21 protein-coding genes are annotated in these 23821 nt (G+C 38.7%); 11 read left to right on the top strand and 10 right to left on the bottom strand.

All coding sequences use genetic code 11. The features are described 5' to 3' along the window. Positions 1-7: 7 nt before the first annotated feature. Positions 8-1177: an FtsW/RodA/SpoVE family cell cycle protein gene (locus NSQ94_RS11145; protein ID WP_063389628.1), complete on the bottom strand. Its 1170-nt coding sequence runs from the start codon at positions 1175-1177 to the stop codon at positions 8-10. A gap of 213 nt (positions 1178-1390) precedes the next feature. On the opposite strand from NSQ94_RS11145, the gene NSQ94_RS11140 reads away from it, so the two are divergent. Next, positions 1391-2245, top strand: a complete 855-nt coding sequence (locus tag NSQ94_RS11140) for a DUF4349 domain-containing protein (RefSeq protein ID WP_339229082.1) — start codon at positions 1391-1393, stop codon at positions 2243-2245. An 868-nt stretch (positions 2246-3113) separates the two neighbouring features. On the opposite strand, the gene NSQ94_RS11135 is transcribed toward NSQ94_RS11140, so the two are convergent. Next, entirely contained in the window at positions 3114-3740 is a 627-nt protein-coding gene (locus tag NSQ94_RS11135; protein ID WP_063389630.1) for a LysE family translocator, read from the bottom strand. Between the two features lie 309 nt (positions 3741-4049). Next, on the bottom strand, positions 4050-5282 hold the full coding sequence (locus tag NSQ94_RS11130; RefSeq protein ID WP_094245626.1) for an aminopeptidase: 1233 nt from the start codon (positions 5280-5282) through the stop codon (positions 4050-4052). Positions 5283-5429: 147 nt separating this feature from the next. On the opposite strand from NSQ94_RS11130, the gene NSQ94_RS11125 reads away from it, so the two are divergent. Then, positions 5430-6596 carry an acyl-CoA dehydrogenase family protein gene (locus tag NSQ94_RS11125; RefSeq protein WP_094245627.1) on the top strand — a complete coding sequence of 389 codons (1167 nt, stop codon included), beginning with the start codon at positions 5430-5432 and terminating at the stop codon, positions 6594-6596. 231 nt (positions 6597-6827) lie between these two features. On the opposite strand, the gene NSQ94_RS11120 is transcribed toward NSQ94_RS11125, so the two are convergent. Together NSQ94_RS11120 and NSQ94_RS11115 are read right to left on the bottom strand one after the other, a co-directional pair. Then, positions 6828-8045, bottom strand: a complete 1218-nt coding sequence (locus NSQ94_RS11120) for an MFS transporter (protein WP_094245628.1) — start codon at positions 8043-8045, stop codon at positions 6828-6830. A gap of 264 nt (positions 8046-8309) precedes the next feature. Then, the gene (locus NSQ94_RS11115) at positions 8310-9347 is read right to left on the bottom strand and encodes a metal ABC transporter substrate-binding protein (RefSeq protein ID WP_339229079.1); all 1038 of its coding nucleotides are present in this window, start codon (positions 9345-9347) and stop codon (positions 8310-8312) included. A 224-nt stretch (positions 9348-9571) separates the two neighbouring features. Here NSQ94_RS11115 and NSQ94_RS11110 point away from each other — a divergent pair, with 224 nt between their 5' ends. From NSQ94_RS11110 to NSQ94_RS11090, 5 genes are read left to right on the top strand one after another with little or no spacing between them, the layout of a single operon-like run. Next, on the top strand, positions 9572-10345 hold the full coding sequence (locus NSQ94_RS11110; RefSeq protein ID WP_094245630.1) for a sulfite exporter TauE/SafE family protein: 774 nt from the start codon (positions 9572-9574) through the stop codon (positions 10343-10345). Between the two features lie 22 nt (positions 10346-10367). Then, positions 10368-11267, top strand: a complete 900-nt coding sequence (locus NSQ94_RS11105; protein WP_339229077.1) for a LysR family transcriptional regulator — start codon at positions 10368-10370, stop codon at positions 11265-11267. Positions 11268-11307: 40 nt separating this feature from the next. After that, complete coding sequence (locus NSQ94_RS11100; RefSeq protein WP_144596953.1) at positions 11308-12033, top strand: NAD-dependent protein deacylase; 726 nt, start codon at positions 11308-11310, stop codon at positions 12031-12033. Between the two features lie 8 nt (positions 12034-12041). Next, on the top strand, positions 12042-12503 hold the full coding sequence (locus NSQ94_RS11095) for a DUF6884 domain-containing protein (RefSeq protein WP_130157983.1): 462 nt from the start codon (positions 12042-12044) through the stop codon (positions 12501-12503). 27 nt (positions 12504-12530) lie between these two features. Beyond that, on the top strand, positions 12531-13196 hold the full coding sequence (locus NSQ94_RS11090) for a TrkA family potassium uptake protein (protein ID WP_269467019.1): 666 nt from the start codon (positions 12531-12533) through the stop codon (positions 13194-13196). A 734-nt stretch (positions 13197-13930) separates the two neighbouring features. Here NSQ94_RS11090 and rnjA read toward each other — a convergent pair. The 3 genes from rnjA to NSQ94_RS11075 are packed head-to-tail and all read right to left on the bottom strand — an operon-like array spanning position 13931 to position 17692. After that, positions 13931-15598, bottom strand: a complete 1668-nt coding sequence (rnjA, locus tag NSQ94_RS11085; protein WP_063389638.1) for a ribonuclease J1 — start codon at positions 15596-15598, stop codon at positions 13931-13933. 6 nt (positions 15599-15604) lie between these two features. After that, positions 15605-15814, bottom strand: coding sequence for an RNA polymerase epsilon subunit (locus NSQ94_RS11080; RefSeq protein ID WP_063389639.1), 210 nt, complete (start codon positions 15812-15814; stop codon positions 15605-15607). Positions 15815-15859: 45 nt separating this feature from the next. After that, positions 15860-17692, bottom strand: coding sequence for an IS1182 family transposase (locus NSQ94_RS11075; RefSeq protein WP_339229074.1), 1833 nt, complete (start codon positions 17690-17692; stop codon positions 15860-15862). 396 nt (positions 17693-18088) lie between these two features. On the opposite strand from NSQ94_RS11075, the gene NSQ94_RS11070 reads away from it, so the two are divergent. Beyond that, on the top strand, positions 18089-18859 hold the full coding sequence (locus NSQ94_RS11070) for a Cof-type HAD-IIB family hydrolase (protein WP_339229072.1): 771 nt from the start codon (positions 18089-18091) through the stop codon (positions 18857-18859). Between the two features lie 178 nt (positions 18860-19037). Here NSQ94_RS11070 and def read toward each other — a convergent pair whose 3' ends face one another. Further along, entirely contained in the window at positions 19038-19592 is a 555-nt protein-coding gene (gene def, locus NSQ94_RS11065) for a peptide deformylase (RefSeq protein WP_063389641.1), read from the bottom strand. Positions 19593-19690: 98 nt separating this feature from the next. Continuing rightward, on the bottom strand, positions 19691-19825 hold the full coding sequence (locus NSQ94_RS11060; protein WP_130157987.1) for a YjcZ family sporulation protein: 135 nt from the start codon (positions 19823-19825) through the stop codon (positions 19691-19693). Between the two features lie 518 nt (positions 19826-20343). On the opposite strand from NSQ94_RS11060, the gene pdhA reads away from it, so the two are divergent. The 3 genes from pdhA (at position 20344) to NSQ94_RS11045 (ending at position 23818) form a co-directional block, all read left to right on the top strand. Next, positions 20344-21465 carry a pyruvate dehydrogenase (acetyl-transferring) E1 component subunit alpha gene (gene pdhA, locus NSQ94_RS11055; RefSeq protein WP_063389642.1) on the top strand — a complete coding sequence of 374 codons (1122 nt, stop codon included), beginning with the start codon at positions 20344-20346 and terminating at the stop codon, positions 21463-21465. Between the two features lie 2 nt (positions 21466-21467). Continuing rightward, positions 21468-22445, top strand: coding sequence for an alpha-ketoacid dehydrogenase subunit beta (locus NSQ94_RS11050; RefSeq protein WP_063389643.1), 978 nt, complete (start codon positions 21468-21470; stop codon positions 22443-22445). 74 nt (positions 22446-22519) lie between these two features. Then, positions 22520-23818 carry a dihydrolipoamide acetyltransferase family protein gene (locus NSQ94_RS11045; RefSeq protein WP_339229070.1) on the top strand — a complete coding sequence of 433 codons (1299 nt, stop codon included), beginning with the start codon at positions 22520-22522 and terminating at the stop codon, positions 23816-23818. Positions 23819-23821 lie beyond the last annotated feature (3 nt).

Genomic DNA, 23821 nt, shown 5'->3' with positions numbered 1-23821 from the left:
TGGACACCTATTCTTTTGAAAACATAGATACACGATGGTGCCATCGGATACTGAAAATCAATCCGATCGCCATCATGCTGCCAATAAGGGAGCTTCCTCCATAGCTGATAAAAGGAAGCGGTATACCTGTGATCGGCAGAAGGCCAATCGTCATGCCGACATTTTGAAATACATGGAAGACAAACAAGCTGATGACGCCAGTACAAAGATAGCTGTTAAACGGTTCAGTTGTTTCAATTGACACTTTAATGATGTGATAGATTAATAAGAAAAATAAACTAATGACAATACTAGTGCCGATAAATCCAAATTGCTCCCCAATCACACTGAATATAAAGTCGGTGTGGTTTTCAGGGATATATACTTGTCCATGCCCAACCCCTTTTCCGAAAATTTGTCCAGATCCGATAGCTTTTAGAGAATTGAGCAAATGATAGCCTTCAGCGCTTTTATATCCTTCGGGATTTAACCATGCATAAATCCGGCCGAACTGATATTGCTTGACACCTAAATATTTGGCAAGAAATTCAGGCATTCGCAATACAAGATAAAAAATTGTTGCAGCAAAGAGGGTTACGATGAGAAACCCTAATGTAAGAATCCGCCAAGATATGCCTGAAACAAGAATAAGGCCGGCTAAAATGGCAAACATGACAAGCGCAGTCCCAAAGTCAGGCTGCAGTATAACGAACAATACCGGTACTGCTGTCGTCACACCCATTTTACATAACAAAATGAGATCGGTTTGAATGGTTCGATGCAAATACTTTTGATGATGCTTGCAAATAATATGGCTCAAAGCAATGATTAAGAAAACTTTCATGATTTCTGAAGGCTGAAACGAAAAACCGGGAAGAGTAAACCATGCTTTAGCGCCATTTATTTCTTTGGCAATTTTTTCTGGTGAAATCATTAACAAAAATAGAAGAAATATCCCAAAACCGTATAAATACCATGTCATTTTTTGAATTTGTTCTGAATCGAACAGCATGACAACTCCGGCAATAAGACAGCTGGCTGCATAGAAGGCAATTTGCTTAAAAATAAAGTTTACCGCATATTGCCCTGAAGTCATTTGCGCTCCGTAAATGGCCACGCAGCTCGCGCAAAATAGTAGAAATATAATAAATGCTAATTGATAATCAAACCGCGATTGCGCCTTTTTGTTAGAATCCATGAAGCCCACCAACTTTATGAAAATGATTTTTTTAGAAGAGTAGAATTTCCTTATGTTAGACGAATGGTAAAAGCGAAAGGTTTCAAGCGCAAGTACGTTTATTATAGTAGCACACTTTCATTTGTTTGCACACATTTTATTCATCTATTTAAGATACCTTTGCTTCATTATTTCGTCTAATCCATAAACTGTAATTAACTGGAGATGATGAAAATGAAGAAAGTCTTGATTGGTTTGTTGCTGCTCTTCTTGGCCGCCTGCAGCAATTCAGAACAAAAATCATCCGTAGAAAGTGCTAAAATGGATCAGACCATGATAGAGAAAAAAATTGAAAAAAAAGGAGAAATGGAAACAGTTGAAGCGAAATCAGCTGCCAGCACATACTCAAACGAACGAAAAGTTATGTACACTGCGAATATAACGGCAGAAGTGGTAAGCTATGATGAAACGATTGCAAACTTAACAAAGAAGGCCGAAAGCAGAGGGGGCTATATCATTCAATCAAATGCAGTGGAACAGGATGGAAAGATCGAGGCATATGTAACGTTCCGCATTCCTCAAAATGAACTTCAACGATTTATAGAGGAAGTGAAAAAGGCAAGCAAATCAGTCAAATCGGAGCAAATGACTGGTGAAGATCAAACAGAAGAATATGTCGATTTAAACTCTCGATTGAAATCGAAGCAAGCGGTTGAAGCTCGGCTTCTTAAATTTATGGAGTCGGCTGAGAAAACAGAAGACTTGTTGAAAATTTCGAAAGATTTGGCAGCTGTCCAAGAAGAAATTGAACAATTAAAGGGCAGAATCAAATATATTGAAAATAGAACAGATTATGCAACAGTTGAACTGCAATTAACAGAAATAAAATCTCATGAAAATTTTTCAAAGGATTTTAATACGTGGGAAAAAACGAAAGAACAATTTTTGACAAGCATTCATTGGATTGTTCAGGCGGCATCTTGGATTGTTGTGCTCGTTGTAGGGAATTTACCAATTGTTTTATTGGCGCTTATTATATTTTTCTTCGTCTATCGAACATTTAAAAAGAAACAGGAGAAGACTGAGTAATCTTTTTTACTTATGGATCGAGCTGTTAAAATGATGAAGACCGCACAATTTATTAATGAAATTGTGCGGTCTTTTTCAATTTGAATTTTTTAACTCCGTCTTCAAAGAAGCTTGCGAGCCAAGGCATGTTTTTTTAGGGGTATCTTTAATTCGTTTTTTCGCATAATAGAAGCCCTCATTATTGTTTTAGAAACGTTGATATATTGAGGATTTGGCTTTCCGGAAAGCCCTGGAAATACCGATTGCAGCGCTTTTGCTTTCGTCATCGTTTGTTTATTATGGGCAGTTTCGGACTTCACGTACTAAAAATGTGAAGTCTCTTTGTTATGAATTCGCTGCGTTTATTCTGCATTTAATTAACTAAGTAGTATAAAATATATCCGCAAATGATCGATAAAAAAAGATGCTGAAGAAACCGCTGCAAACGATGTTCAAAAAATGTTTTTATTTGTAGAGCCGGCTTAGTTTTTTCTGCGTTCACCATGTTCACCTCTCATTTGTACAAATATATGCGAATTAGAAGGTTAAAATGAATAAACACCTTCAATTTATTGGAATGATGATTATTCAGCTTGACGATTTTGTTTTTGGGATAAGGATGATAGGAAGAATTCATTTATTTAGGAGGACAAATAGATTAATAAACGTAGAATTATAGCAGACAAAAGAAGCTGTAAAAAGAATGAGTTTGGACGGCTTTAAAACATGTTGAAAAAATTGATCTTACTGCCTTAAGAAAAAATATGTGCGGGAAAGTAATGATGTTGATTCGGACATTCATCTTCTAAACAAATGAAGTAGGGGGCAGAGAGTAAATAAACTGGAGCGAAAAAAATTTCGCTCCTGACGTTTCCCCTCATTGTATCTACTAAATTTTTGTAAAAAGCAGCTTTCCACCAAGAACTGCAAATAAAATAGATTTGCCGTAATGAATAGCAGAAACTGTTTTTTTAGATTGAAACAGAATTTTTATTTTGCCGGCTAATGCTGAAAATAAGGAAAACAATACCAATGCTTGTACAATGAAAATAAGACCTAGTACAAACATGTCGAGCTTAACATGGCCGCTGTTTGTTGATACAAACTGCGGCAAGAAAGCTAAAAAGAACAATGACACCTTCGGATTTAACAGGTTCATCAAGATGCCTCTTTTATATAAAGAAAAGAGTGAAAGACTTTTTACATTTGCTATTTTACCGGAAACTGCTGATTTCCCTTCCTTATAAGATTCCCATGCTAAATATAACAGATAGATCGCACCGACAGATTTAATAGCTGTAAAAATAACAGTAGATTGATAGAGTATGGCTGACAGTCCGAGTGATGCGATTAAAGTATGTCCGATAAGTCCGGTACAAAGTCCGAGAGAAGTGATGAACCCCGCTCGAAAGCCGTAAGACATGCTTTGTGCAATAACAAATAAATTATCGGGTCCTGGTGCAACGGTTAATAAAATAGAAGCTGCAAGAAAACTTAAAATGATGGACAATTCCATTTTTTACGTTCTCCTTTTCGCATAGTGGATCATTATAAAGTTTTTATATTTACAGAGGCTGTTTTTTTCTTTGAATAAGAATGAAAAGGGCAAAGTCAAATGACCGCCCATTAGCATGATAAAGTACGATTCGATTCAAAGAAGACAAATACTATGATGATGTTGATGCAGCAAATAAGCAAAACGAGAAATATAGAGCTTTTACTGAATTGCCTGAAACAAACGTCAAGGATGTACGGTACAGTTTCAGATAAGTGTTGTGCAATATTTAAGCAAGGCTTTCATGAGAAACGATCAGCCGGCCCTTTTTTAAAACGCCCAATTTCCTTTTCGGAAGATTGGTTCACGTGTGCCGTCCGGAAGAATGCCGTCGATGTCCATTTCTGCACTTCCAATCATAAAATCAACATGTGTAATGCTCGTGTTGAGACCATGCTGTTTCAATTCATCCTCTGTCATCGTTTTTCCGCCTTCTAAGCAAAATGCATAGGCGCTGCCGATCGCTAAATGGTTTGAAGCATTTTCGTCAAACAACGTGTTATAAAATAAAAGATTTGACTTTGAGATCGGTGAGTTATGAGGTACTAAAGCAATTTCACCTAAATAATGAGAGCCTTCATCTGTTTCGACTAATTGCTTCAAAATTTCTTCGCCTTTTTCGGCTGTTACATTTGTAATGCGTCCTCGTTCAAATGTGATTACAAAATTTTCGATTAAATTTCCGCCGTAGCTTAACGGTTTTGTGCTAGTCACATAACCATTTACCCCATCTTTTTTCGGAGCTGTGAACACTTCTTCTGTAGGCATGTTTGCCATGAAAGAAACGCCTTTTTCATTAACGCTTCCTGCTCCCACCCATAGGTGCTTTTCAGGCAGTTCAATAGTTAAATCCGTTCCAGGAGCTTGATAATGGAGTTTTCTATATTTTTTCGCATTTAAATAATCGACTTTTTGATGAAGGTTTTCATTATGTTTTTTCCATGCAGAAACCGGATCTTCCTCATTAATGCGTGTTGCTTGAAAAATAGCATTCCATAATTTTTCAACTCGAAGCGATTTTTCTTCATTTGGAAAAACTTTCTCCGCCCATTCTTCGCTTGCGGCAGCGATAACCGTCCAGCTGACTTTATCCGATTGTATGTATCTGCGAAACGTATTTAAAGCTGTTCCAGACGCTTTCTGGAAATTAGCGATTCTCTCAGGCTGAATGCCTTTTAATAAATCAGGGCTTTGGGACACAATAGAAATAAAAGCTGCATTTCTTTCTGCTAGGGCAGTTCTTTCGAGAGACTTCCATTCAGGATATTCTAAAAACACGTCATCAGGAGCCTTTTCATATTTTAATCTTGTTAAAACATCATCTTGCCAGTCGATATGAATATTCCTTGCACCAACCTCATAAGCTTTTTCCGCAATAAATCGGACGAGTTCTTTTGCATCTATGCTTGCAGAAATGAACAATTCTTGTCCTTTTTGAACATTGACTCCGACCTTGACGGCAAGTTCTGCATATTTTTCAAGCTGCTGTTTGAAAGTTGTCATCATCATTCTCCTTTATTTCCTACATATTTTTTTCTGTATTTTACCAAAAAAATTAAAATAAAACCAATTGGATTGCTTAACGAAAATGAATAATAGAGCTACAATAGAGATAGAAAAGAAAGAAAAAGAAACAGGTGTGTGAAGAATATGAATTTTTTAGATGAAATGGTTATTGTCAACAAATCGCATCGAGAATTAAGAGAAAAAGCCGAAAAACTTGCGGAGAAGTTCGCGGAGCGAGCCGCGAAAAATGATCAGGAATCTTCGTTTCCATTTGAAAACTTTTCAGATTTAAAAACGGAAGGATTTCTGAAATTAACTGTGCCAAAAAAATATGGAGGAAATGAAATTTCTTTATATGAATTTCTGCTTGTTCAAGAAAAAATTGCAGAAGGAGATGGAGCGACAGGTTTATCGTTAGGGTGGCATAATGGAATCGTAATGGATTTATCCGAATCAAAAAAATGGGATGAACGCACGTTTGAGCGCATTTGCGAAGAAATTGTCGCTGAAGGAAAATTAATCAATAGCTGTGCATCAGAACCGGCTGCCGGAAGTCCTGCAAGAGGCGGAAAACCAAAAACAACGGCAAGAAAAGAAGGAAGCAGTTGGATTATTAATGGCCATAAATCGTTCACATCACTGGCCCCGATTCTAGATTATTTTATTGTAACCGCAACAATTGAAGAAACAGGTGAGGTTGGCGAATATTTAGTCCCAAAAGGAGCAGAGGGGCTTTCCATAAAAGAAACATGGGATACAATCGGCATGCGCGCGACAAGAAGCGACGATTTATTACTGCACAACGTAAAGGTCGAAAAAGACGCTCTCGTTTCGATCAGACAAGCTACATTCAGTCCTTCCACTCCGAAAGGATGGCTTTTACATATTCCTGCCTGCTACCTCGGGATCGCTATCGCCGCAAGAAACTTTGCTGTCAAATATGCAAAAGAGTATCAACCTGCCAGTCTTTCTCATCCAATTTCAGAACTTTCGGAAGTGCGGCGAAAAACAGCTGAAATGGATCTGGAGCTTACAAGCGCACGGCATTTTATGTACAGTGTGGCGAAAAAATGGGATGAACAGCCGCATTTACACGAACAAATGGGGCATGAGCTGGCTGCCGTAAAATATGTTGCCACAAACAGTGCGATCAAAGTCGTTGACCTAGCCATGCGAATTGCAGGCGGACAAAGCTTAAGAAAAGAATACCCATTGGAGCGCTACTATCGGGATGTCAGATGCGGTCTTCATAATCCTCCAGCAGATGATATAACGTTAAAAATTTTCGGTGACCGTGCTTTTCAAGAATAAAAGAACACAAAAGGCGTTTTCTCAGGCTGAAAAGTTGATGGACAGCCGAAAAACGCCTTTTATTATTTCTGTGTTCATTCGTTCCTTAGTACAAATAAAAGCTTTCATTTATTACATTTGAACAAAAAATTGTTCATTGGCTTTAACTTCATTCAATCTTTTTTTATTGTCAAAACAACTTTGTCTTTTGTTTCACATCAATTGAAAAGTAGCTGCTGTCTTGTAAAAATGTTAAGATGCCCATTCTTTCAGCTTTTGATCGGAAGGTAAAAGCATGGAGAGCATGCCGATAAATGGAAGAAAGCCGCACGCGATCATAACTGGCTTTAAGCCGAATAAGTCCGCGAGAGCACCGAGCACGACTGATCCTAAAGCGCCTAAACCGAAGGCAAGACCGACCATTAAGCCTGATGCAGTTCCGATTTTTCCAGGCATTAGCTCTTGTGCGTATACGACAACTACAGAAAAGCTTGACAAAATAATAAAACCGTTAATGAGCATTATTGGAATTGCCCAAAATTCATTCACATAAGGCAAAATGACCGCCAGCGGAGCTGATCCGAGCATTGAGAAAGCAATGATATTCCGTCTTCCGAAACGATCTGAAAGCGGCCCTCCTAAAAATGTTCCGATTGCACCTGCTGCTAAAAATATAAAAATATATAGCTGTGTTTTGCTGATGGAAAGTCCATGTTCATGAATTAAATAAAAAGGGTAAAAATTAGTGATTGCTGCATGATACCATGAACGAGCAAAAACTAAGAAGATGAGCAGCATAAGTCCAATTTTCACTTGCTTTTTTCGAGCGGCAGGAACTTGCACAACGGCTTTTTTTGCGCTTGTTTTTTTTCGGCTGTCGAGCTTTTCCTTATACCAATTTGCAATGTATAGAAGGACGATGACGGCCATGCCGGCAATTAAAGTAAACCAAATCGCGCCAAATTGTCCCATAGGGACGAAAATAAGAGCTGTCATAATGGGAGCAAGAGATTGTCCGGCATTACCTCCAACTTGAAAAATGGATTGGGCGAGCCCTTTTCGTTCTCCCGCTGCTAAATGCACCACTCTTGAACCTTCCGGATGAAAAACGGCTGAACCGATTCCGACGAAAAATACCGAAACTAAAACAATCCAATAATTAGGTGCAAAAGCAAGTCCCAGCATGCCGAAAAACGTACACGTAAGCCCGATGGGCAGCAAATAAGGCATCGGCTTTTTATCTGTATAAAACCCGACAGCAGGCTGAAGCAAAGATGCCGTTAGCTGAAGGCTGAATGTAATGAATCCAAGCTGCATATATGTAAGATTCATTGATTTTTCCAATATAGGGAAAACTGCTGGAATAACAGCTTGAATCGAATCGTTTAGAAGATGAACAAATCCGATAATAAATAATATTCTGTATAATGTAATTTGACCCATATTCTGTTTTTGAACAGCTGCTTCCATTTTGGTTTCTCCTCTCATATTTATTCGTATGTCTAAATATTTTACTTGATTTTACAAAAATATGAAATAAAAAAGTTTAACAGTATACAGTAGTTTTATTATGTAAACTTAGTTTATATAAAGGTCTGTCTAGAAAGTCAAATTTCCATTGAAAACAAAAACTCATAAACATCGATATAGCAACGTTTTCTAAAGCATTAAAGGGGGCATCAATAAGCCAAAAAAGACTCATTGGACAGCCCCCTAAAAGCGTGCAAATAGTATTTAATTTAAAGCTTCAGATAAAGTTTCAAGATTGCGTTTCATAATGCTGAAGTAGTCTTCGTTATTTTTTAAATCTGTTTCCGAAACACTTTCTAAATTATGTAGCGTTAATGATTTGGCACCAATTTCTTGTTGGATGATTTTTGCTACCTTTTCAGATACATTTTGTTCAAAGATCACATGTTTTAAATGATGTTTTTTCGATAGTTCAATGATTTTGACAAGCTGCTTTTGACTAGGCTCATCTGTTGGAGATAATCCCGATATTGGAATTTGTTCAATATCGTAGCGGTCTTCCCAATAACCATAAGCAGCATGAGCTACAAGAATATATTTTGTTTTCGATTTTTTTATTGTTTCTTGAAATGATTGATCCAGTTCTTCAAGATCTTGTTTAAGTTGAGCGAAATTTTGTTCAAAATATTCTTTTTGATCAGGAGCCGCTTCCGTTAAAGCGTTCTTGATGTTTTCCGCAAGAGTAATGGCCCTATTTGGATCAAGCCATACATGAGGGTCAACATCTCCATGTGCATGATCGTGTTCCTCTTCGTTTTGGTTCCCATGTTCTTCTTCATGATCTGAATCTTCTTCATGATGTGAATGCTCTTCTTCTCCACTTTCATGGTCATGTTCATCTTCGGACGCACTTAATAATGGGATTCCTTCAGCTGCTTTTACAATTTTGATATTGCCGTCTTTCAGCGTTTTTTCTGCCTTATCGGCAAATCCTTCTATACCAGCTCCAGTATAGATAAATAAATCCGCTTTCGCAATTGATTCCAAAGTTTTTAATGTAGGTTCATACGTGTGGGCTTCTACATTCGGCGGGTAAACACTTTCGACGTGAACGTATTTACCGCCGATTTTTTTAGTGAAATCTGTCAGTGGATAGATTGTTGTATAAATTTCAATTTCTTTTTGATTGTTTTTGTCCTCATTATTATTGTTCGTTTCGGAAGCATTGTTGTTATTTTGGCCGCAGCCGATAGGAAAGATTGCAAGCATTGCCATTAAAAATGCAAAAAAGACTTTTTTCATCGATTTGAACTCCTTTCAAAATATATGTGTACCCCGCTGTATTAAATCGTAATGATTTCGATTTAATTATATATAACATTTTCTAAATGGGCAAGGCTAGAAGCACTAAAAACAAAAATATCACAAACTATAACATTTTGTTATACCCCATGTTGAATAAGCATTTCACACCAATCCTTCTCACTGGTACCCTTTAATTAGGATATTAATAGAGGTGAACTTGAATGGTGGAAATGGTTTTGCTGCTCGCTCTTGGACTTTTGTCAGGCGCTTATGGGGTAATGGTGGGAGCAGGGGGAGGATTTGTGTTTGTTCCTGCTCTCTTATTGCTGTTGAAATTGCCTCCTGAAATTGCAGCTGGTACGGGTCTTGTTGTGGTTTTTCTCAATTCTATATCAGGGTCGATGAATTATATACGGCAAAAGCGTGTTCATTTTTCTATCAGTTGGCCGATTATCTTCGGCTCCATCCCGGGAACGTTTATCGGCACTTGGCTGTTGGGAATTATTTCACCCGACTTTTTTTATTGGATATTTGCCGCTGCTTTATTCATGCTCGGGATGTTTTTGCTTTTAAAAAAAGCTCCGGAAGAGCCGGAACATAGTATGAAAGCAGGTTTTTTCAATGAGGGCAGAAACCGTTTAAAAGCTGTTTTTTTATTCATCATCGGACTTTTGTTGGGAACTTTATCGAATTTTTTTGGAATTGGCGGCGGATGGTTGCTCGTCCCCATTTTAATTTATTTATTGAAGATTCGTCCTCACGACGCAACTGCGATTTCTCTTTTTGCATTATCGATCTATTCACTTGTTGGTGCGCTGAATCAAATTGCATTAGGGAATGTTAATTGGACGGCCTGCTTGTGGGGCGGTATAGGAGTGATGATCGGCTCTCAACTGGGAGCTATCTTATCAACAAAAGTGCCTGGAAAATGGATTTTGCAAATGTTGTCTTTTTTGCTGATAGGTGTTAGCATGAAGTTGTTTTTAAGTGTTTAAATTGTAAGGAAGTGATTCCGAATTGGATTTGGAAAGTTTAAAAATGTTTTGTCTTGTTGTTGAGGAAGGGAGCATCAGCCGTGCTGCAAAGCTTGTCTATGTGTCCCAGCCGGCTGTTACGAGAAAAATCCATCAACTAGAGGATTATTATGGAACCCCATTGTTTGACCGTTCGAACGGAAAAATGACTTTGACAAAAGCCGGCAAAATGTTATATCCGATTGCCAAAAATATTGTGGAAGAAATTCAACAATCAAAAGAAGCAGTAAAGGAAATAACCGGACACAAAGATTTTACACTAAGTGTCGGAGCGACGTTGACAATTGGGGAATATCTTTTGCCTAGTCTGCTCGGAAAATTTAAAAAAGAAGTGCCAGATGTAAAGCTTTCATTAGCGATTTCTAATACTCCGGGCATTATTGATCGGCTTGTTGACCGCAAAATTGATATCGGATTTGTAGAAGGAGTTGTAGAAAACAGCATTTTTCATGTAAAAAAGCTTGTCGATGACGAGCTTATTTTAGTATGCGGAAGAGAGCATCCTTTGAAGGAGAAAAAACAAATTGACATTGAAGAGCTGGCAAAAGAAAAAATGATCTGGAGAGAAAAAAATTCAGGAACCCGTCTCATTATCGAAAATACATTAAAAAAATATGGGGTGTTAGATAAAATAAATTATTATATGGAGCTAGGAAGCACGCAGGCTGTAAAAGCTGCTATAGAATCCGGGCTGGGAATCGGCTTTTTGCCGAGGATTACGGTGTCAAGAGAGCTGAAATACGGCTACTTATATGAATTGAAAATAAAAGATGTGGAAATTAAACGGCATTTATCGATATTGTCTCGGACTGAACGGTTCCGCAAAGAAATTGTTGACGAATTTATTGATTTCATTTATAAAAAAATGGTAAGTTCAGGTTAAAATAATTGTTTTCACAATTAATAAAAAAGGATGAAAAAAGATGGCTTTGATATCCGAAATCGCTGATCTTTTGCAACAATCTGAACATGCTGTTGTATTTACTGGCGCAGGGATGTCCACTGCCAGCGGAATTCCGGATTATCGTTCAAAAACTGGTTTGTGGCGCAAAAAGGATCCGAGTAAATTGGCAAGCATTGAAGCGATGGAGACAAACCGTGATGAATTTATTCAATTTTATAAAGAACGCCTTCAATTATATAAAAGCAAATCTCCGAATGAAGGACACTACTTGCTGGCAAAATGGGAAAAGGAAGGGAAGATTCAATCGATTATTACTCAAAACATTGATGGGTTCCATCTCTTAGCAGGAAGCAAAAACGTAATTGAACTTCATGGAACACTTCAAACGTTTCACTGCCACAATTGCGGCCAACGCTTTTTAAATGATGTATACTTGAAAAATCAATATTATTGCGGCTGCGGGGGCTTTATTCGTCCTTCCATTACACTGTTCGGAGAGCTGCTTTCGGAAGATGCTTTTAGAGATGCGGAGCTTGAATGTGAAAAAGCAGACGTTATGATCGTGCTTGGTTCATCTTTAACAGTTCGGCCAGCGAACGAAATACCGTTCTTGGCAAAAAGGATGGGAGCGGTATTAGTGATTGTCAACCAAGAACAAACAGACTTCGATGAATGGGCTGATTTTGTTTTTCATAACGATATTATACAATTTTTGAATGAATTGAATAATCGATTGAACAGGTGAAATGTTAAATGAGAAGGATTTGTGTCATACCTTGCGGAACAAAAAAAGTATGGGATAAAGAGCCCAGTGCAGGTGCTGTTTCCGCAGAAAAAGCGTATATAGGAGTTTTTCACCGCCTTTGCCAGGCGTATGCTAAAAAATTTTTCGATGAATGGGTGATTTTGTCTGCCAAGCATGGCTTTTTGCGGCCAAATGATTTTGTGCCTGGTCCTTACAATGTTTCCTTTAGCATGAAAAAGCATCCTGAATTAATTACAATCAACCAATTGAAGGAACAAGCGGTTGAAAAAAATTTGTTAGATGTAGATGATATTGTTCTTTTGGGAGGAAAGAAATTCCGTCCATATATAGAACAAGTGTTTACAAATAAGACAGCTTTTCATTATCCTCTTTCCGATTGCAAAGGAATAGGGTTTATGCAGCAAAAGTTGAAACAAGCGATTGATTTTGGCCAAGAAATACAAGAATAATGTCATTCAAGTTGTAATGGGGGAGTATTGATGAAAAAGGAGTTTGCCGTAATCGGGTTGGGGCGGTTCGGCGGAAGCATTTGCCGAACGTTATCGGAAGAAGGAGCAGAGGTGCTTGCCATTGATGTGGATGAGGATCGAGTAAACGAATTTGCCAATATTGTTTCACATGCTGTTGTAGCGGATACAACGGATGAAGCCGTATTAAAAAGCTTGGGAATCAGAAATTTTGATCATGTGATCGTAGCCATCGGCGACAATATTCAAGCGAGCATTTTGACAACCATTATGTTGAAAGAACTAGGAGTTAAGCATATAACGGTGAAGGCTCAAAACGACTATCATGAAAAGGTTTTGTCAAAAATAGGAGCAGATACAGTTGTTCACCCTGAACGGGATATGGGGCGGCGGCTTGCCCATAATCTTCTTTCGAACAATGTGTTGGACTATCTTGAGCTGTCGGAAGAGCACAGCATTGTTGAAATTGCTGCTAACCGCAACATTGCCGGTCATTCTCTCATCGAGCTCGATATTCGTGCGAAATACGGAATCAATATTGTTGCGATTAAACGAAATAACGAAATTATCGTATCGCCGCAAGCTACAGAAGTAATCAAGGCAGGAGATATTTTAATTGTCATCGGAGCTGACGTCGATATTGATCGGTTTGAAAAGAAAGTGCTAGGAGAATAATGAAAACTTATATACATTCTTTCGGAGCTTTAAATGTTTCATCCGCATGGGCAAAATCAAAATCTACTGAAGAATGAACTGAACTTATCCAGTCAAGTAAAAACAATCATTTGAAGCTTACATGGTAATTGAATGAGAAGCAGCTGTCTAGAATGCCTAAAGACAGTTCTTCTCATTCTTTTTTTGTTTGCCGGCTCAAAATCCTTGCTTATTGCAAGAATGTCGTTGTTTTTTCTGGCAATCGAATACATGTCTTCTTTAACTACAAATTGATTTCTTTATTATCTCCCTTTACTGCTGCCACTTGCAGCACCTGCTCCTGAAAAATTCTGATTATGACATTATCCAAGTCGAATTTTTTCATCAAATGTTTTTCAAATGATTGCGTATAAATTTATATGATGGCACAAACGTACATAAAATGTCTTTCTGCTCTTCTATTAAACACTTGTATATCGAAAAAATTAACCATAAAACTTTTCGGTATTTTTCATTTACATGTTTTGATCTCCGTCTTTCTTCTCTTCAAGCACTCACTTTTTCGTTTTTTATAAGAACTTTTAGCTGACGGCTGCCCGCTTTAAAACCATCTACCTAAAAAAGCAAGAGCGGCCGGATGCTGCGTGTTATGAGCCGACAAAATAACAACTGGACATTTTTGCAAAATAAATCCCTCTTATGTTAAACAGTATGTTCCACTGTCAACACAAGAGGGATCGATCACAAGTTATTACTTAAATTTCCATTATAATTGGCAAGATCATCGGTCGGCGTTTCGTTTTTTCATATAAAAACGGAGCGAGTGTATCGGCGATTTCATTTTTGATTTCCGACCACTGCGTAGTTCTTCTTTCCAATACTTTATTTAAGTGCTTAGTAATCAGTTCTTGGGCATCTTTAATTAAATCGCCGGATTCTCTCATATAAACGAAGCCGCGCGATATAATGTCAGGTCCTGCAGCAATTTTGAACTCTTTCATATTGATGCTGACGACAACGATTACGAGTCCTTCTTCAGATAAAATTTTTCGGTCTCTTAACACAATGTTTCCAATGTCGCCAATTCCGCTTCCGTCAATATAAACGGATCCGGACGGAATTTTACCGGCAATGGATGCTTCGCGGTCGTTCATCGCCAGCACATCTCCGTTATCCATAATAAAACAGTTTTCCTTTGGAACTCCGCAATCGACAGCTAGTTTCATATGCATGATCTGCATTCTATATTCTCCATGAATCGGCATAAAATATTTTGGCTTCATTAACCGCAGCATTAATTTTTGCTCTTCCTGTCCGCCGTGGCCAGATGTGTGGATGTCATTTAACGACCCGTGAATTACTTCCGCACCGGCGCGGAAAAGCAGATTGATCGTTCTTGAAACCGATAAAGTGTTCCCTGGGATGGGCGATGATGAGAAAACGACCGTATCGCCGGGAATAATTTGGATTTGCCGATGAGTTCCATTTGCAATTCGGGACAGAGCGGCCATTGGTTCGCCTTGGCTTCCTGTACATAAAATCACGACCCGATGAGCGGGCAGACGGTTTATTTCATTTGCATCAACAAACGTATCTTTCGGGCAGCGAATATACCCGAGTTCTTGACCAATTTGGATAGCTGCTTCCATACTTCTTCCAAAAACAGCTATTTTTCGATTGTTTTTAACAGCTGCTTCTGTTACTTGCTGAAGTCGATGAATATTGGATGCAAATGTTGCAAAAATGATGCGGCCGCTTACTTTTCGGAAAATGTCGTGAATGCTTTCGCCGACCCGTCTTTCAGACATTGTAAATTCAGGAATTTCGCTGTTTGTGCTGTCCGATAAAAGACAGAGCACACCTTCTTTGCCGATTTCCGCCATTTTAGTTAAATTTGCAGGTTCCCCGACTGGAGTAAAATCAAACTTAAAATCTCCTGTATGAACGATATTTCCTGCGGGAGTTTTGACAACAATTCCATATGAATCTGGAATGCTGTGAGTTGTACGGAAAAAAGTTACGGCAGTTTTTCTGAACCGAATCACATCATCCTCCTGGATGATGTTTAGTTTAGCTTGTCTTAAAAGTCCATGCTCTTCAAGCTTATTGCGAATCAGTCCGATCGCCAGTTTACCGCCGTAGATTGGTACATTAATTTCCCGTAGCAAATAAGGTATACCGCCTATATGATCTTCATGGCCATGTGTGATGAACAAGCCTTTAATTTTTTCTTGGTTTTTTACTAAGTACGTATAGTCCGGAATCACATAGTCAATCCCTAGAAGTTCGTCTTCTGGAAACTTAATTCCAGCATCAATTAAAATGATTTCATCTTGAAATTGCACACCGTACGTATTTTTTCCGATTTCGCCCAATCCGCCGAGGGCGAATGCTGCTACTTGGTCTCTTTTTACAAATTTCATATACTATCATTTCTCCAATACAGAAAAATTTTCGCTTTGTTTTTCAAATTCATAAAACGGACCGCTGATCGGTTGAATATATTCTATGTTTATGGAGCGGCCTTTTAATTTTTCACGAACTTCTCTTTCTGATTCCGCTTCAACGAAAAATGTTTTCGTTCTTTCCCGAACAGGCGGTTCATTCGGGTTTTCCTGATAAAAAACTTTAAACATCATTTGCGTAATCTCTCCTTACTTTCCATGTTAAACTAGCTTTTATTATTATAGTCGATTCTGATGGCAAATCCAACCTTCATTGAAAATAACGAAGGGGCTGTCCGATAAGTCCCTAAAATGAAGCAAGTGGAGAAAAACAATTCGTTTCTCTCCACTTGCTTTTATATTTTTTCGATTTTTATCTGAAAGTAGCTGGCGGATGCCGGCTACTTTCAGTATGTTGTGGGCTAATGCCACAATCCCAAACTCAACATGTACCTTGTCGAGGCCCCGCAAAGAAAATCTGCGGAACGACCGATTGCCCTTGATGTGACCGAACACACTTTCTGCCTCGACTTTGCGTCGAGCGTAGATTGCGGCTTTCTCTTCACATTCAAGGGCTGTTTTGGCCTTTGCTTTCATTTCTTCGAAGATGGGATTCCAGTGAACTTGACGATTTCCCTTCGCTTTTGTGCATTTCGCTTTCAATGGGCAATCGGTACAATCTTCACATTCGTATATTTTGAAGCTTTGTTCATAGCCAGATGGATTCTTTTTGTTTTGGTATTTTTTAAACGTTACTCTCCTTCCATTCGGGCAAATAAAACAATCCTCCTCTTCACAATAGGTCCAGTTTTTGGCATTTTTAATGTCTTTTTTGTATGTACGTGTTTGTTCTTTTACATAGCTCCCATAAGGAATTAGAAACTCAAAACGGGGCTCTTTCTCATCACCAACTGCATATACATAGTTTTCTTCACTACCATAGCCTGCATCCGCAATGACCGTTTTGGGCATCGGTAATGAACTGGAGGCTAGCTTCTCCATATGTGGGATAAAGCAACGTGTATCGGTCGGTCGTTGATGAATGGTATAAAACAAGATAAACTGATTCTCTGTCCCCATTTGCACGTTGTATCCGGGCTTGAGCTGACCGTTTTTCATATGGTCTTCTTTCATGCGCATGAAGGTTGCGTCTTTGTCTGTTTTCGAGTAGCTGTTACGGTCACCGAACATTTCCTTTTGTTCCTTGTATCTTGCCATTCGGGGCAGGAAATCTTCACGAATTTGTTTCACCGATTTCTTTAATTGACTGCGTTTTTTTCGCTTCTCTTTCCGAATGGATGTATCGGTCTCCTTTTCGATTTCTTCCGTTAGCGTTTCAACTTTTTCTTCTATTTCTTTTGCGATTTCCTCCAGGTTTTGTTCGGTGATCTCTGTATGTTGATCGCTTTCCTTTTGCCCTGTTCCGGCTTCTAATTGGGTTAATTCATGAATGTGCTTTAGTGTTTCTTGGATTTTTTCTTTTAATTTCTCTTCGAATTTCAAAGTGGATTTTTTCCACACAAAAGAATACTTATTGGCATCGGCTTCGATCTTAGTGCCATCCAAAAAGTAGTTTTCCATCGTGATGTAATGTTCTTTTATCAATTTGAGAATCATGACTTCAAAGAGCTCATCCATTAAAGCTTTCATCCGTTCCCCTCGGAACTCATTAATGGTGCGAAAATCTGGTTGTTGCATCGCTGAAAGCCACATGGCAGGAATATTTTCTTTAACGAGTTTTTCGATTCCTCGGCAGGAATAAACCTTTTGAGAATAAGCATACAGAATGATTTTCAGCATCATTTTGGGATGATAGGAACTTCTGCCGCCGCCTTTATAATGAGAAAACAATTGTTTATCTGGTATCGCCTCCACCATTTCGTCCACGACACGTGCCACGTGATGTTCGGGTATAAGAGATTCAATATCATAAATCATTTGAACTTGACGGTTGTCATATGGTTTGAAAGTAGGGGCTAAATTTCTTTTGGCAGGAGTTTTTTCTTCTTTTCCATCTAGAGGAAGTGTCATTTGTGTGTTATAATTTTCACGAGTAATCATTTGATTGCTCATAAAAAATCGTCCTTTCTGTAATGTTGTGTGGTAACTTCATTTTACTAGAAAGGACGATTTTTTTGTGCATTTTTTTTAAAAAGTGAAAAAATGAGGGGCTCCAAAAAGTCAGTTACCCTGACTTTTTGGACAGCCCCTCTTTAAGCAATCGATTTTCTGCGAAGCAATTGCTTCCACTGTTTTTTAATTTTTTTCTTTAAACGTTTTAACATATCAACTCCTCCTTCATTAAGATGTCAAAGTCGAGTCCGATTGTATTTACTTATATTATATGCTATTTTTTTATTTTTTTTATGGCTAAACGTGGAAAAGCTCTATTGACATAAAGCGTTTGCATACTATACCGTTTTGTTTAGTGTAAATAAGGTTTTCACGAAAGAGAAAAGGAGATTGAACATGGGGAAAAAATTTATTTTTTTTGATATAGACGGTACTTTATTGGATCATGATAAACGTTTGCCGGAATCTACTCTTGACGCGGTCACCCGTTTGAAAAAAGCCGGACATCACGTCGCCATCTCAACCGGCCGCGGCCCTTTTATGTTTAAAAAGCTAAGAGAAGAGCTCGAAATCCATTCTTATGTCAGCTATAACGGACAGTATGTTGTGCATGAAGGAGAAGTTATTTATGAAAATCCTTTGAAGGTCGATGCGTTGGAGCAATTAATCGAAGCGACTGAAAATACTGATTACCCGCTTGTATTTTTGAGTGAAGAAGATATGAAAGCAAATGTGGAAGATCATCCGTTTATTCATGAAAGTTTGAAATCTTTGCACCTCTCGCATCCTGAGTACAGACCTGATTATTTTCAAGAAAAACATATTTACCAAGCGCTTTTGTTTTGCAAAGAAGGAGAAGAAGAACAGTTCAATATTTCTGAAGAGATAAAATTTGTCCGCTGGCACCAGCTTTCAACTGATGTTGTTCCAAAAAAAGGATCGAAAGCAGAAGGGATCAAAAAGATAATGGATATGCTTGGCGTTAGCCGTCAAGATGTGGTTGCTTTTGGAGACGGTTTGAATGATATAGAAATGATCTCGTTTGCTGGAACAGGCGTTGCTATGGGTAATGCTGTTTCGCATGTGAAAAAAGTAGCTGATTTTGTTACAAAGCCTGTTGATGAAGATGGAATATTTTATGCTGCAAAGCAATTGCAGTTGATATAAATCCGAAGCTAAACTTAAAAAAAATGCCTTGCAAAGGCGATTTCAAATGGTAGTGTGCACAAAAAATTTCTCTTTATGAACAAAAAATCCCGAAAGAACTATTCGGGATTTTTTGCATGGATTTTCGTTTTGCTTCAAAATATTCCGCGGCTTGGATGCCGGGCGCTAACTTCTGGCTTCATCTGTCAATTGGAGTTGCATTTTCCGGTTCTTTAAAAGGATTCTCTTTATTGATCCGATCATAAAACATAATGCCGTTTAAATGATCTATTTCATGCTGAAACACAATAGCGACAAGACCTTTTAAACGAAGGTCGACTTCATTGCCTTCAAGGTCAACCCCTTTGACGCGGATGCGTGCATAACGCGGAACATATCCTGGAACCTCTCTGTCAACGGAAAGGCATCCTTCACCGCTTGTTAAATAACTTTGTTCCACTGAATGGCTTACAATTTTTGGATTGAACAGGCCGTACGAATATAATTTTCCTTTTTCATCCGTCACATGAACGGCAATCATTCGTTTTGATACATTAATTTGCGGGGCGGCAAGACCGATCCCAGGCCGCAATCCATATTTTTCTGCAATCTCTGGATCTTGACTGTTTTTTAAGTATTGAAGCATCTCCGCTAAAATTTTTTTCTCCTCTTCAGAAGCGGGCAATTCCACTTCCTTGGCAACTTGACGAAGAGTTGGATGTCCTTCCTTAATAATATCTTCCATTGTAATCATTGCTAATCACTCCTGAACCTATATCAACAAATTTCATTATACATAAATCTTTTAAAAGAAACAAAAAAAGAATTGCCCGAAAATCGGACAATCATCAATTAATAGTTTAAGCAGGCAGCGCCAACAATAATGAGCAAAATAAAAAGCACAGCGATCAATACAAATGTCCAGTTTGAAACTGGAAAATATCCGTATGATGGGTAATGATAAGACGGATTGTAATAATAATGCATCTCTTTCACCTCCACATAAGGACTCCATATCGCCTTATTTAGGTCAAATGTCTATATCATCGTATGATGAAGCAAAATAAAGGTATAGACGTTTGCCTAGAAGACTTCCTTATTTATATAAATTCTTCTGTAATTTATATAGAGAAGCAACACGCTCTCCAGATAAATGATTCGCTTCCGTCTGTATCTGTAATAGTGATACAGAATTATCTGTTGTATTAGTACAGATTTAAAAGCAAAAATATTTCCAATTATCTTGAAAGCGTTTTATATATTGTTTTAAAAATAAACAAATTAATTGACGCATGTGAAAAAAGGGTGTACACTATGAAGTGAAATCGATGTGTATTACTATTTTAAATAAAAAAATTAATACAGTTTGTAAAGCGATCTTGCAATGTACTTGACGATTTTGGCAATTAAAGATCCGCAATGTGTGTCTCCATGAACAATTTGGGGTAATCTAGTTTTATGGATGAATTTAAAGGCTGAGAAAATGAAACGAAGAGGTGTGTTGAATGGCAAAAAAGGCGAAAAATGTTGTCGTTGACAGCGAAAAGCAATTTGATGCGATTCGCAAGGAATTCCAAACGTTCCAAATTTTAAACGAAAAAGGCGAAGTCGTGAATGAAGATGCGATGCCTTCCCTTTCTGATGAAGAATTAAAGGAATTAATGAGACGAATGGTATTTACCAGAGTGTTGGATCAGCGTTCAATTTCTTTAAATCGTCAAGGTCGTTTAGGTTTTTACGCACCGACTGCCGGACAAGAAGCATCACAAATTGCTTCTCATTTTGCCTTGGAAAAAGAGGACTTCATTCTCCCGGGCTATCGTGATATACCGCAGTTAGTTTGGCATGGATTGCCTTTGTATCAAGCATTTTTATATTCCCGCGGGCATTTTCATGGAAACCAAATGCCTGAAGACGTAAACGCTTTTTCACCGCAAATTATTATCGGCGCCCAATATGTGCAAGCTGCAGGGGTAGCATTAGGCTTGAAAAAACGCGGCAAAAAAGCAGTTGCTGTTACGTATACAGGTGATGGAGGAACGTCTCAAGGCGACTTTTACGAAGGAATAAACTTTGCTGGGGCATTTAAAGCACCTGCTATTTTCATCGTTCAAAACAACCGGTTTGCAATTTCAACACCTGTAGAAGTGCAAACTTCAGCTGAAACACTTGCACAAAAAGCTGTTGCAGCTGGAATCCCTGGTATACAAGTAGATGGAATGGATCCGCTTGCTGTTTATGCAGCTGTGAAGGAAGCGCGTGAACGGGCAATAAACGGTGAGGGTCCGACATTAATTGAAACATTATGCTACCGCTACGGTCCGCATACAATGGCAGGAGACGATCCAACGAGATATCGCGCAAAAGAGCTTGATGACGAGTGGGAGGCAAAAGATCCGCTTGTTCGTTTCAGAAACTTCCTTCAAGCAAAAGGATTGTGGAGCGAGGAAGAAGAAAACGAAGTTATCGAAAAGGCGAAAGAAGATATAAAAGAAGCAATCAAAAAAGCGGATGAAACTCCAAAACAAAAAGTGACAGACTTAATCAACATTATGTTTGAAGAAGGAAGCTGGCCTTATAACTTAAAAGAACAATATGAAATTTATAAAGAGAAGGAGTCGAAGTGAGCATGGCGCAAATGACAATGATTCAAGCAATCACTGATGCGTTGCGTACGGAACTGAAAAACGACGAAAATGTGTTAGTATTTGGGGAAGATGTTGGTGTAAACGGCGGTGTGTTCCGTGCAACAGAAGGACTTCAAAAAGAATTCGGCCCAGACCGAGTTTTTGATACACCTCTGGCAGAATCAGGAATTGGTGGCTTAGCAATCGGTTTAAGCACACAAGGCTTTCGTCCGGTAGCTGAAATTCAATTCTTCGGTTTTGTTTATGAGGTTATGGATTCCATTTCTGGACAAATGGCGCGTTTGCGTTATCGCTCCGGGGGCCGCTGGCATGCTCCGATCACCATTCGTTCTCCTTTCGGCGGCGGCGTTCATACCCCTGAGCTTCATGGGGACAGCTTGGAAGGCTTGATGGCGCAGCAGCCTGGTTTAAAAGTCGTTATTCCTTCCACCCCTTATGATGCAAAAGGGTTGCTTATTTCAGCAATTCGGGATAATGATCCGGTCATTTTCTTGGAGCATATGAAGCTTTATCGTTCCTTCCGTGATGAAGTTCCGGAAGAAGAATATACAATTCCGATCGGCAAAGCGGATATAAAACGTGAAGGAAAAGATATTTCGATCATCACTTACGGGGCAATGGTGCATGAATCTTTAAAAGCTGCTGACGAACTTGAAAAAGAGGGCTTTTCAGCAGAAGTGATCGATTTACGTACAGTAAGTCCGCTGGATATAGAAACGATTATTGCTTCAGTAGAGAAAACAAACCGCGCGATTGTCGTGCAGGAAGCCCAAAAACAAGCAGGAATTGCTGCTAATGTTGTTGCAGAAATTAATGAAAGAGCGATTCTTAGCTTGGAAGCTCCTGTTTTCCGCGTGGCAGCTCCGGACACTGTCTATCCATTCTCACAAGCGGAAGATGTATGGCTTCCAAACTACAAAGATATCGTTGAAACGGCTAAAAAAGCATTGAATTTCTAATTGGCTAAAAAGAGGAGCATCATCTTTTCTTCTTTTCGGCCATCAACTGAAAATTATTTAGGAGGTTGAAATCTGTGGCTTTTGAATTTATAATGCCGGATATCGGTGAAGGCATTCATGAAGGTGAAATAGTAAAATGGTTTATCAAACCTGGTGATGAAATCAATGAAGATGATGTTCTTTGTGAAGTGCAAAATGACAAAGCAGTTGTTGAAATCCCTTCCCCTGTAAAAGGAAAAGTATTAGAATTAAAAGTGAATGAAGGGGAAGTTGCAACTGTCGGTCAAGTATTAGTCACAATTGATGCTCCAGGTTATGAAAATCAATCAAAAGGCGATGAAAGCGGTGAAGCAGCAAAAGAAGAAAAGCCTTCCACAGAAGAGCAAAAAGCGGAAAGCAACGCTTCACAGTCTGCTTCAGAAGACGTAGATGTTAACCGACGCGTAATTGCAATGCCATCCGTCCGAAAATATGCGCGTGAAAAAGGCGTTGATATTCGATTGGTACAAGGCTCAGGAAACGGCGGGCGCATATTGAAGGAAGATATTGATGCTTATCTGAAAGGTGGACAAGAAGAAGCAAAACCTGTTGAAAACGTGGAAAAAGAAGCTGCAACAGGCGTATCGGCAGGAGAAAAAGCAGCGCCGGCTCCGGTTGTCCTTGAAGGAGAATTCCCAGAAACCCGCGAGAAAATCAGCGGTATTCGAAAAGCAATTGCAAAAGCGATGGTTAAATCGAAGCAAACTGCGCCACATGTAACATTAATGGATGAAGTCGATGTAACAGAGCTTGTTGCACATCGGAAGAAATTTAAAGCTATTGCGGCAGAACAAGGCATTAAGCTTACATATTTGCCTTATGTTGTCAAAGCTTTAACATCAGCACTTAAAAAATATCCAGTATTAAACACGTCGTTTGATGATGAAACAGAAGAAGTTATTCATAAGCACTATTACAATATCGGAATTGCAGCTGATACGGAAAAAGGACTTTTAGTCCCTGTTGTCAAGCATGCAGATCGAAAATCGATTTTTGAAATCTCTGCAGAAATTAATGAATTGGCAACAAAAGCGCGTGAAGGCAAACTTACTCCAAATGAAATGAAAGGCGCATCATGCACGATAACCAATATTGGTTCCGCTGGCGGCCAATGGTTTACTCCTGTCATTAATCATCCAGAAGTAGCCATTCTAGGTCTCGGACGCATTTCTGAAAAACCGGTTGTGAAAAACGGAGAAATCGTTGCAGCCCCTGTTTTAGCGCTGTCTTTAAGCTTTGACCATCGAATGATCGACGGTGCAACTGCACAAAATGCGCTTAACCATATTAAGCGTTTATTGCATGATCCCCAATTATTACTAATGGAGGCGTAATAA

This window comes from Aeribacillus sp. FSL K6-2833, assembly GCF_037965815.1.
GTDB classification, from domain to species: Bacteria; Bacillota; Bacilli; order Bacillales; family Aeribacillaceae; genus Aeribacillus; species Aeribacillus composti.
The sequence above is the reverse complement of the archived record's forward strand: the minus strand, read 5'-3'. Positions and strand labels throughout refer to the sequence as shown.

Excerpts from the sequence above, each read along its gene's own strand:
- NSQ94_RS11120 (WP_094245628.1), bottom strand. The coding sequence starts at position 8,045 with ATGGAAGCAGCTGTTCAAAAACAGAATATGGGTCAAATTACATTATAC.
- NSQ94_RS11070 (WP_339229072.1), top strand. The coding sequence starts at position 18,089 with ATGGGGAAAAAATTTATTTTTTTTGATATAGACGGTACTTTATTGGAT.
- NSQ94_RS11075 (WP_339229074.1), bottom strand. The coding sequence starts at position 17,692 with ATGAGCAATCAAATGATTACTCGTGAAAATTATAACACACAAATGACA.
- NSQ94_RS11110 (WP_094245630.1), top strand. The coding sequence starts at position 9,572 with ATGGTGGAAATGGTTTTGCTGCTCGCTCTTGGACTTTTGTCAGGCGCT.
- NSQ94_RS11050 (WP_063389643.1), top strand. The coding sequence starts at position 21,468 with ATGGCGCAAATGACAATGATTCAAGCAATCACTGATGCGTTGCGTACG.
- NSQ94_RS11125 (WP_094245627.1), top strand. The coding sequence starts at position 5,430 with ATGAATTTTTTAGATGAAATGGTTATTGTCAACAAATCGCATCGAGAA.
- NSQ94_RS11080 (WP_063389639.1), bottom strand. The coding sequence starts at position 15,814 with ATGATGTTTAAAGTTTTTTATCAGGAAAACCCGAATGAACCGCCTGTT.
- rnjA (WP_063389638.1), bottom strand. The coding sequence starts at position 15,598 with ATGAAATTTGTAAAAAGAGACCAAGTAGCAGCATTCGCCCTCGGCGGA.
- NSQ94_RS11100 (WP_144596953.1), top strand. The coding sequence starts at position 11,308 with ATGGCTTTGATATCCGAAATCGCTGATCTTTTGCAACAATCTGAACAT.
- NSQ94_RS11060 (WP_130157987.1), bottom strand. The coding sequence starts at position 19,825 with ATGCATTATTATTACAATCCGTCTTATCATTACCCATCATACGGATAT.
- pdhA (WP_063389642.1), top strand. The coding sequence starts at position 20,344 with ATGGCAAAAAAGGCGAAAAATGTTGTCGTTGACAGCGAAAAGCAATTT.
- NSQ94_RS11145 (WP_063389628.1), bottom strand. The coding sequence starts at position 1,177 with ATGGATTCTAACAAAAAGGCGCAATCGCGGTTTGATTATCAATTAGCA.
- NSQ94_RS11140 (WP_339229082.1), top strand. The coding sequence starts at position 1,391 with ATGAAGAAAGTCTTGATTGGTTTGTTGCTGCTCTTCTTGGCCGCCTGC.
- NSQ94_RS11135 (WP_063389630.1), bottom strand. The coding sequence starts at position 3,740 with ATGGAATTGTCCATCATTTTAAGTTTTCTTGCAGCTTCTATTTTATTA.
- NSQ94_RS11115 (WP_339229079.1), bottom strand. The coding sequence starts at position 9,347 with ATGAAAAAAGTCTTTTTTGCATTTTTAATGGCAATGCTTGCAATCTTT.
- NSQ94_RS11130 (WP_094245626.1), bottom strand. The coding sequence starts at position 5,282 with ATGACAACTTTCAAACAGCAGCTTGAAAAATATGCAGAACTTGCCGTC.
- def (WP_063389641.1), bottom strand. The coding sequence starts at position 19,592 with ATGATTACAATGGAAGATATTATTAAGGAAGGACATCCAACTCTTCGT.
- NSQ94_RS11095 (WP_130157983.1), top strand. The coding sequence starts at position 12,042 with ATGAGAAGGATTTGTGTCATACCTTGCGGAACAAAAAAAGTATGGGAT.